This window comes from Stieleria sp. (genome assembly GCF_041595215.1).
GTDB classification, from domain to species: domain Bacteria; phylum Planctomycetota; class Planctomycetia; order Pirellulales; family Pirellulaceae; genus Stieleria; species Stieleria magnilauensis.
Genome location: NZ_JBFHKV010000295.1, coordinates 1 through 8,405 on the forward strand (window position 1 = coordinate 1; position 8,405 = coordinate 8,405).

Below are 8,405 nucleotides of genomic sequence, written 5' to 3' on the forward strand. Positions count from 1 at the left end.
ACGGCGGTGTTAGCGGAACGGCGCGAGCCGTCCGGTGGCAGCATCGAAGATGCGTCGACAGACCGGAGGGCTCGCGCCCTGCCGCTAACAAATGACACGAAGGCTTGCGCCAAACGGCTGAACATCGATTGACATCAGCCGACGTAGGTCACGCTGTGCGTGACGAACGGCTGATGGCATGCACAGCATGCCCTACCGCCTGGCGGCGTGCACGGCATGCCCGTCTACTCGGGCAAACGTCCCGTTTGGATCTTGGGGAACGTGCCGGTCAAGCCTTCTTTCATGAAGGCGACGAGATCGGCTTTCTCCTGGTCGGTCAAGTTCAGCACCTTCATCTTGTCGCTCAACCAAGGGTTCTTGTGTCCGCCCTTGTCATACCAGTCGACGACCTCTTGAAGGGTCTTCTGGCTGCCATCATGCATGTAAGGCGCCGAGAGCGCGATGTTTCGCAGCGTCGGTGTCTTGAAGGCTCCCTTGTCCTTTTCTTCTTTCGTGACCTCGTAACGTCCCAGATCGGGTTCGTCCGCCTCCATGCCGACACCTAAGTTGTGGTACTGCTCGTCGGTGAAATTCGCCCCCGCATGACAGGTGGCACAGTTCGCTTTTCCGGCAAACAGCTTCATCCCCCGCTTGGCCGATTCGCTCATCGGGTTCTCCGCGATCGCGGCCTTGATCGCATCGTATTGGGCCTTCAACTCTGGTTCTTCGTCCAAATATTCCAGGTCGTCGGCGAACAGTTTCTCAAACGTGTCCAGATCGTTTTGGTAGTCGTAGGGTGCCGGTCCGGTGACGAGCGCCCGTTCGAACGCGGCGATCGCTTTGCCGACATTGTCGATCGTCACGCCGTCGCCAAACACCTTCTCGAACTGAAGCTTGTAGATCGGATTGGCGGCCAAATCGGCGACGCAGGTTTCGTGGTTGTTGCCCATCTCGATGGGGTTGGCGATCGGGCCGACCGCTTGCTCTTCCAGGGTGGCGGCGCGGCCGTCCCAAAACTGGGCCTGGCTGACGATGCGGTTGTAGGCGACCGGTGAATTTCGACCGCCTTCTTGACCACGCACCCCGACGCCGAACTGGGTCTGGGCGCCGTATCCTTGGGCGGGGTCGTGACAGGAGGCACACGAAATCGTGTTGTCATTGGACAATCGGGGATCGAAGTACAATTGACGCCCGAGTTCGATCTTCGCCCGCGTCAGGGGATTGTCTTCTGGAATGAAGATGTTTCCTTGGGCGGCGCTGAGCCCCTTGGGCAGTGTGACCGACAACGTTTCATGTTGCTTCGGTTGGGACAGCCAGTCGCGGACTTCTTCCAACGTCAGTTTTCCGCTGCCCGGGATCCCCATCAGCAGCGAGTGGTCTTCGCCAAGTGTGATCGTGGCGGATGGGGAGGGGGCGGACTGGGAGGGGGCAGAACTGTCCAGCGGCTCGGCGTTGGCGATCGAAGCAAGGCCGACCGAAACCAGGCCGATCGAAGCAAGGCAAATCGGTGCCAGCGAAAACAGGGATCGCAACAAAGAACGTTTCGGTTTTGACATCGTGAATGTGGGCTCTCGAAGGTGGGATGGAAAGCGGATGGAGTCGTTGGCGTTAGCTTCCAGCTTGCGGTCGAGCTGGATTGCAAGCTGGAAGCTTACGCCACGTTCACTCTAACTGAGCGGCAAAATTGATTGGTCGTCATCGACCAGGAAATCGGCGATTTTTCGGCCCGTGACACTCAACGGCAGTGTGCGGATTTGGTCAAGTGAGACCCATTGCCACGGTGCCGGTGATTTTGGGTCGGCCACGGCATTTGAAAATGCTGCTTGGTGCACGTGCAGCGAAATGCGAAACTTGGTGACCGCATGACGAAGGGTCTGTAGCCGAACTCCGGCGGCAACTTCTGCGCCCAATTGCTGCGACAGCCAGCCGGCCGCCGCGTCGACCGATTCGGTCGCCGCGTCGGTGCAACGGGGGAAATCCCAAAGCCCCGCCCAGCGTCCGCCATCGGGCAGCGGGCGGGCAAGGTACTGCGTCGCCCCTCGTTGTTCGCGGCTGAGGATCAGCGCGAATTCCGTTCGATCCTCGTAGGCGATGCGTTTGATCTTTCCTGGGATCTCGGCCTGTAGACCGAGTTCGGCGGCGCGACAGTGACTCTGAACCGGGCACTGGTCGCATTTCGGATTCTTGGGTAGACAGACCAACGCGCCCAGTTCCATCGCCGCTTGATTGAATTGTCCACTGCCGCTGCGCGGCAGCATCCGAGTGGCTACGTCCCATAACAGTTTGTTGGCGTCGCGATCGGTGGGCGGGACCCGCAGCGCGATCCATCGGCTGTAGACACGCTGCGTGTTCCCTTCGAGCACCGGAAGTTTTGCGCCGGCTGCGATCGAGAGCACGGCACCGGCGGTGTAACGTCCGACGCCGGGCAGCGCCAGCACTTGTTCATAGTCCAAGGGAAACTCGCCGCCATGCTCGGTCATGATTTGCTTGGCTGCGGCGTGCATCGATCGGACGCGACGATAATACCCCAGGCCTTCCCAGTGACGCATCAACTCGGACTCTTCGGCGGCGGCCAAATCGGCGACGGTGGGATACGATTTCATCCAGCGTCGGTAGTACGGCAACACCGTCGCCACCTGGGTCTGTTGCAGCATGATCTCGCTGACCCAAACGTGGTACGGCGTCGGATCGCTGCGCCACGGCATTTCCCGGGCATGGTTTGAAAACCAAGCGAGCAGCTTGCGACGCAATCCGGTTCGCCAGCGGGTCTGCTGCCAATCGTCGTGGTGTGGCGGGGTCTCAGTCGGCAAGGTGTCGCGTCGTCTGGGGCTCTATTGGTTTTGCTGTTTCTTCAGCGTTGCGACGGTGTCAAACACTTCGTTGCCACGTCGGTAACGGATCGCAATCTCGTCGCCGGGAATGTGCGTGTTGATCTGTTGTTGCAGATCATCAAACCGAGTGATCTTGGCGTCGTCGATTCGAATGACCACGTCCCCGGCTTGCAAGCCGGCGTCCGCGGCGCCGCTGCCGGGCGTGACTTGGCTGACTTCACAGGTATCCTGCAGCGTCGTGCGACACATCACGCCCAAGAAACCGCCGCGACGCAGCGTGATGTCCAGCCCCGGCATTTCGACACGCAACCGTTCGACACGCTGTTCGGAAACCCCCGTGCCCATCAAGTGCAGGGCATCACGCAATCGGACGCGGGTCAGTTCGGTCAACAGTTCTTCATTGAGACGCACGTACCGCAATTCGATCGCATCGAGTCGCGAACGTTGTTGCAACGTCTGGACGGCCGGCACCGTCAGCTCGCAATCGGCGATCACCAGCGTCGTCAAGTCGGGCATCTTCATCACCGCGGCCAGTGTTTCCGCTGTCGCCATCGCGTCTTCGATGACGACAAAATCGATTTCACGAATCCAACGCAACCAGGCCAGCGCTTCGATGTCGCCGTTGAATTGCCGGTTGATCCGAACGATCTCATGCGAGGTGCTGCGAGAGGCCAAGGCGACGGTGTCGATGCCGATGAAGACGCCGGCGCCCGAGAGCTGGACCCTGGCTTCGCGGCCACGCGATTCGGCGAACGATTCCAGTGTCGACTTGGCCAGCGTGGCTTTGGTGCCAAAGCTTGTCGCGGCGATCGATTCCAGCGTCGCGAGCGCCCCATCGGTCTGCCACGGCGGTTCGTCTTCGGCGACTTTTGCCAAGATCAGGATGACGTTTTCAACCGTTTCCAAATCGCCGCCGTCGAGCATGTCGCGCAAGACCGGGACGGAATCCAGTCCGCCGTCGATCAGGTGGCGGCGCGCCGATTGGCGGCGGAGAAAGCGTTCGTGGGACAGCTGGCTGGCCCAGTACTCGAGCGTCCGCTCGTCGCGGGGAACCCGGCGCGGCGGCTCATCGGCCGCCGGCGACGTGTCGTCCTGCTCGGCGTTCTGCTCGGCGTTCTGCTCAGCCAACGCTGCCGCGGCGGGCGGCTCGGATGGTTGCGCTGAAGCCGGTCCGGTGGGAACCTGAGCTGTGGGAACCTGAGCGGTGGCCGAAATGCCAACGAGGATCAGAGACGCCGCCCAGACCAAGCCGGCGACGTAGCGGTCAAGTCGATGCTTGCCAGGGGCGTCCAAGATCAAATCGTTCTCCGCTAACCGATGCACCAGCGATCGTTGAACCACTCGACACGGTCCGCACGGCGCGGGTTGTATTTCGTCTCGGGGTTGAACTTGTGGGTTTTCAAGAACGACATGAACGCCTTGCCCGGCACTTCGGCGTGCTGGGCGATGATGTCGACATGCTCGCTTTCCGGTTTCCAGTCGTACAGGATCTTGTTGTCGGATTCGAATTTTTCGTCCAGGTACTCGATGTTGGCGGAACTGCAAACGACAAAGTCGCAATCGCGTTTGCAAAGGAAATTCAACAGTTTGCTGGCCAAGGCGCGGGTCTCGGCGAGCTGACCGTCACAGGTTGCCGACGCGATGTTCCAAATGGAGACGAAACTGTGCTCGTCCTGGTCGTCCGGTGAAATTTTGAAATCGATTTCGTCTTCGGCGGCTGCCATGCTGAAAAGCCTTTTCAGATTGGGAATGATTGGGGATGTCTGTCCCGGAGATTCTAGACGATTTTTGTGGATTCGCACAGAGTCACGTTGGGCGTGACCGGACGTGTCATGCCGCTCTCGATGATTCAGCCAACGAATGAGACATCGCTCATTCGAGACGTATTTGGCCTGTTTCGCCGGAGCTTTTGCCATGACTCAAATGATGCTGTTCGACCCCTGCTCGCTCGCCCCCAGCACCCCCGTCGCAGTGAATTCCGCCGCGGTGGCCGCCAGCCCGGTTGCCGCCAGCCCCGTCGTTTCCCACTCCCGAACCGCCACGTCGACGGTTGCTGATCGCCCCCCCCGCGAGAACCGCAATCACGCCGATGCCGACGACGGGATTCACCACATGGGCGATTTGGCCCGCCTGGTCCTGCTCCGGTACCAACTGGTCGCCAAGCGACGCCAGGAAATGGCCGCTCGACGCGGAAAATAAACCCCGCCTGTCAGCCGCTCAGCTGCCACCTGCCGGTCCCTCCGGCTGGCTGTCTTTTTTGCCTGATTTGCCTAGCCGCTCTTTTTTCCGGTGCAGCATCCAAGCCGTCCACATCGCACCGACCATAAATCCGATCAGGCCCGAAATCGCCAGCAACATCGCCAAGGGAACTTCCCGATGAAACACCAGCGGCATCCGCAGCAAAACACTTTGAGTGTTGGAAAGCGAAAAGATCATCAGCACCAACACGCCGGAAATGATCAAAAACCATCGAAATCGCGCCATGATGCAAGTGTCCAGTGAAGTGCGAAAGGTTGAGGGAAGTGCCGAGTAGCCGGCGAAGTGCCAACTGTCCAGTGAACTAGTCGTGCCGAGCGGTCAGCCCGCTGAAACGGGAACGGTAAAAAATGAGCCCGAAATGCTAGCATTCGTTATGCTAGCGTCGGATGCGGGCCCAGACTTTCTTTGCATCCATTCGTTCGGGATGAATCGTAATGGCCAATCAGCAGCAAGTTTTTTCGTTCATGGAGGCTACCGCGGTCGCCCCGCCCCAAGCGAAGGGTCGGGCTGCCGAGGGTCGGGCCGCCGAGGGTCGGGCTGCCGGCGCGAACCGTCACATCTCTAGCGAACCTGCGCCGTTTGCCGCCACCGGACGGGCCCAGGATCTTCCCCCGGCTGAGGAAAAACAAGCCCCGTCGGGTCGGAGTTCGGCGGTCGACACGCGGACCTGCCATCAAGAATCGGCGACGGGCCCGGACGCCGCCGCAAGCCGGGGGATCTCAAACGAATCGCAGCCTCCCAGCCGTGAGGCGATCTTGAAATCATTGCGGGCCAAGGTCGGGTGCATCAGCACGGCGCGGCAAAGCGGTGGGAGAGGATTTTCGACCGGCTGTGAAGCGATGGATCAGTGGTTGCCGACCGGCGGTTTGCACCCGTCGACGCTGACTGAATGGATTGCCGCCCACGACAGTGCCGCCGCCGGATCGTTGGCGATGGCTGCCGCGGCGAATCGCTTGCGTCAAATTCCCGGTCGACCGCTGGTGATCGTCGATTGCAGCGGCACGTTCTATCCGCCGGCGGCCGTCTCGATGGGGGTGCCGCACCAGCGGATGATTCTGTTGCGTCCCCGCAGTGGTGCCGATGCGATTTGGGCGATCGATCAATCGCTGCGTTCCGGCGCCGCCGCGGCCGTCTGGGCTTCTCTGCCCATGCAAGTCGACGATCGTGACGCAAGACGTTTGCAATTGGCGGCCGAAAGCGGTCGAACACCGGGGTTGCTGGTGCGTGGGTTTGCCGCGCGGGGAAAACCCAGCTTCGCCGAAGTCCAGTTTTATGTGTCGCAGCAGCGGCGTGAACCGGCGCGTTCGGTCACCAACCGCTCGCATGAATCCGCGCGTTCGATGACGAACCGTTCGCGTGATTTCGAAGTCATTTCGGTCACACTCGACCGTGTTCGTGGCGGTGCGGTCGGCAAGCAGCTTGCGCTGCAAATCATCGATGCGGCAACGATCCGTCCGCTTTCCACCACCATCGGCCCACAGACGAAACGGCATGAAACGGCTGCTGAGCATCTGGCTTCGCAACTGGCCCATCCAGCGATTGCAAAGCGAGTGGCGGCGCGACGCGACTCTCGAACCGCTTCCTAGTGATGCGTCACGGGACAACCGCGCGGCACCGCTAATCCTTTGGAAGAACGATCACCGCCGTGGACGGCTGGTCGTCGCCTGCTGCGCCGCGGCGCGGCGGATGGGCGTTCGCACCGGCATCGCGATCGCCCAAGCGACGGAGCTTGCCGGTTCCGCCGGCGTGACCCCGATCACCGCCGAGCACGATCCGATCGCGGATTCGATGGCCTTGGGGCGCGTTGCCGATGCCCTGCAACATCAAATCAGCCCGCTCGTCGCAATCGAATCGCTCGGCAAACGACTTTGGGCCGGTCAGGTTCTGCTGGAACCCGACACGTTGTTTTGTGACCTGTCCGGGGTCACGCATCTGTTTGAAGATGAAGCCGGGATCCTGGACGCCACCGGCCGCTGTCTGGCCGAACTCGGATGGGTCGGCAAACTGGCCATCGCCGATCACGCCGCCGCCGCTTGGGCGCTGGCCCATTACGACGTCAACGACCCCGTGATTTCGACACGCGGTGTCGATGATTTGCTGCACTTGAGCGTCAACGCGCTGCGGATCGAATCAGAAATCAAACACACCCTTGACCGATTGGGGATCGAAACCATCGGCGCATTGCTGCGACTTCCCCGCGGCGGGCTGGCCCAACGCTTGGGCGACGGAATCGTCAAACGCATTGCCGAAATCTTGGGCGAAGTCGAGATCCCGTTGGAAGTTCACCATGCCGAACAACAGCACCACAGCAGCCTTGAATTGGAATACCCGACGGATGATCTTGAGATTGTGATGGATCGGGTGGGGCGGCTGGCGGAGTCCATCGTGGCGAGTTTGACGGCGTGTCAACGCGGAGCGTTGCGTGTGGCGTGTCGTTTAGAACTCGTCGATCGGCCGCCGCTGTCCACGGTGATCGGCATGTTCGCCCCGACCCAAGATCAACAACATCTTCATTGTTTGATCAACTCCAGTTTGGAATCGTTGCGCGTGGCGTCACCGATCACCAAGATCACGTTGTCGGTCTTGCAGAGCGGCCCGCTGCGGACACAGCAAAACGCGCTCTTCGCCGACGACGCCATTGAGTTAGGTGACAATGCGGTCTCCGATCGTTCCCTCGCCCGGCTCGTCGACACGCTCTCCGGTCGCCTCGGTCGCGATGCCGTCTTGGGTGTTCGATTGAGTGAGAATCCGTTGCCGGAGAAAGCGTTTCGAACCTATTCCTTGACCGATCATCGGACCCGCAAGGCGCTGCGGCGGTTGCCATCGAAACAACCCGCTCAGCGAAAGACGGCGGGCGAGCGTTCCACCTTTCACGCTCCCCGCCGTGACGATGCACGCCGCCGCCCGATGCAATTGTTGCGCAAACCCGTTCGCTTGACCGCGGTCGAAAAATCGCCCGCCCACGCCGCCAATCCTTTTCAAGCCCTGCCACCGTTCCGATTCGAAGGTGCCTTACACCGCGTCGCGTTTGCCTGGGGCCCCGAACGCATCGAAACCGGCTGGTGGGACGGCCCGACGATTCGCCGCGATTACTACCGCATCGAAACCGAAACCGGAAACGTTTGGTGGGTGTTTCGAGAGTTAAAGAGCGGGGAATGGTTTTTACATGGACGGTTTTTTTAGTTTCAGGTTTCAGGTTTCAAGTTTCAAGTTTCAGGTTTCAAGTTTCAGGTTTCAGGTTTCAGGTTTCAAGTTTCAAGTTTCAAGTTTCAAGTTTCAAGTTTCAAGTTTCAAGTTTCAAGTTTCAAGTTTCAAGTTGAAACCCCAAAAAACGCA

The 8,405-nt window shown here is 60.2% G+C and carries 8 protein-coding genes; 3 read left to right on the forward strand and 5 right to left on the reverse strand.

Going from position 1 to position 8,405, the window contains the following annotated elements; translation table 11 throughout:
- Window positions 1-224: 224 nt before the first annotated feature.
- The 4 genes from ABX749_RS13255 to ABX749_RS13270 all read right to left on the reverse strand — a co-directional run bounded on the left by ABX749_RS13255 (window position 225) and on the right by ABX749_RS13270 (window position 4,534).
- Window positions 225-1,421, reverse strand: a complete 1,197-nt coding sequence (locus tag ABX749_RS13255) for a cytochrome-c peroxidase (protein ID WP_372896411.1) — start codon at window positions 1,419-1,421, stop codon at window positions 225-227.
- 225 nt (window positions 1,422-1,646) lie between these two features.
- Window positions 1,647-2,789 carry an A/G-specific adenine glycosylase gene (gene mutY / locus ABX749_RS13260; protein ID WP_372896406.1) on the reverse strand — a complete coding sequence of 381 codons (1,143 nt, stop codon included), beginning with the start codon at window positions 2,787-2,789 and terminating at the stop codon, window positions 1,647-1,649.
- A gap of 21 nt (window positions 2,790-2,810) precedes the next feature.
- Window positions 2,811-4,133 (reverse strand): PDZ domain-containing protein, encoded by a 1,323-nt coding sequence (locus ABX749_RS13265; protein WP_372896407.1) that lies wholly within the window; start codon window positions 4,131-4,133, stop codon window positions 2,811-2,813.
- A complete protein-coding gene (locus ABX749_RS13270) occupies window positions 4,121-4,534 on the reverse strand; it encodes a hypothetical protein (RefSeq protein WP_145218859.1) in 414 nt (137 codons plus the stop codon). Before ABX749_RS13270 ends, ABX749_RS13265 begins: the two co-directional genes overlap by 13 nt.
- Window positions 4,535-4,724: 190 nt before the next feature.
- Here ABX749_RS13270 and ABX749_RS13275 point away from each other — a divergent pair, with 190 nt between their 5' ends.
- Window positions 4,725-5,009: a hypothetical protein gene (locus ABX749_RS13275; RefSeq protein ID WP_372896408.1), complete on the forward strand. Its 285-nt coding sequence runs from the start codon at window positions 4,725-4,727 to the stop codon at window positions 5,007-5,009.
- A gap of 18 nt (window positions 5,010-5,027) precedes the next feature.
- On the opposite strand, the gene ABX749_RS13280 is transcribed toward ABX749_RS13275, so the two are convergent.
- Complete coding sequence (locus ABX749_RS13280) at window positions 5,028-5,294, reverse strand: lipopolysaccharide assembly protein LapA domain-containing protein (RefSeq protein ID WP_145218863.1); 267 nt, start codon at window positions 5,292-5,294, stop codon at window positions 5,028-5,030.
- A 530-nt stretch (window positions 5,295-5,824) separates the two neighbouring features.
- Here ABX749_RS13280 and ABX749_RS13285 point away from each other — a divergent pair.
- Both ABX749_RS13285 and ABX749_RS13290 read left to right on the forward strand, forming a co-directional pair.
- Window positions 5,825-6,655, forward strand: a complete 831-nt coding sequence (locus tag ABX749_RS13285) for an ImuA family protein (RefSeq protein ID WP_372896409.1) — start codon at window positions 5,825-5,827, stop codon at window positions 6,653-6,655.
- Window positions 6,561-8,252: a DNA polymerase Y family protein gene (locus ABX749_RS13290; RefSeq protein ID WP_372896410.1), complete on the forward strand. Its 1,692-nt coding sequence runs from the start codon at window positions 6,561-6,563 to the stop codon at window positions 8,250-8,252. The genes ABX749_RS13285 and ABX749_RS13290 overlap by 95 nt, the downstream gene beginning before the upstream one ends.
- The last annotated feature ends 153 nt before the right edge of the window (window positions 8,253-8,405 follow it).

Coding starts and splice junctions, on each gene's coding strand:
- ABX749_RS13275 (WP_372896408.1), top strand. CDS start 4,725: ATGACTCAAATGATGCTGTTCGACCCCTGCTCGCTCGCCCCCAGCACC.
- ABX749_RS13280 (WP_145218863.1), bottom strand. CDS start 5,294: ATGGCGCGATTTCGATGGTTTTTGATCATTTCCGGCGTGTTGGTGCTG.
- ABX749_RS13270 (WP_145218859.1), bottom strand. CDS start 4,534: ATGGCAGCCGCCGAAGACGAAATCGATTTCAAAATTTCACCGGACGAC.
- ABX749_RS13290 (WP_372896410.1), top strand. CDS start 6,561: ATGAAACGGCTGCTGAGCATCTGGCTTCGCAACTGGCCCATCCAGCGA.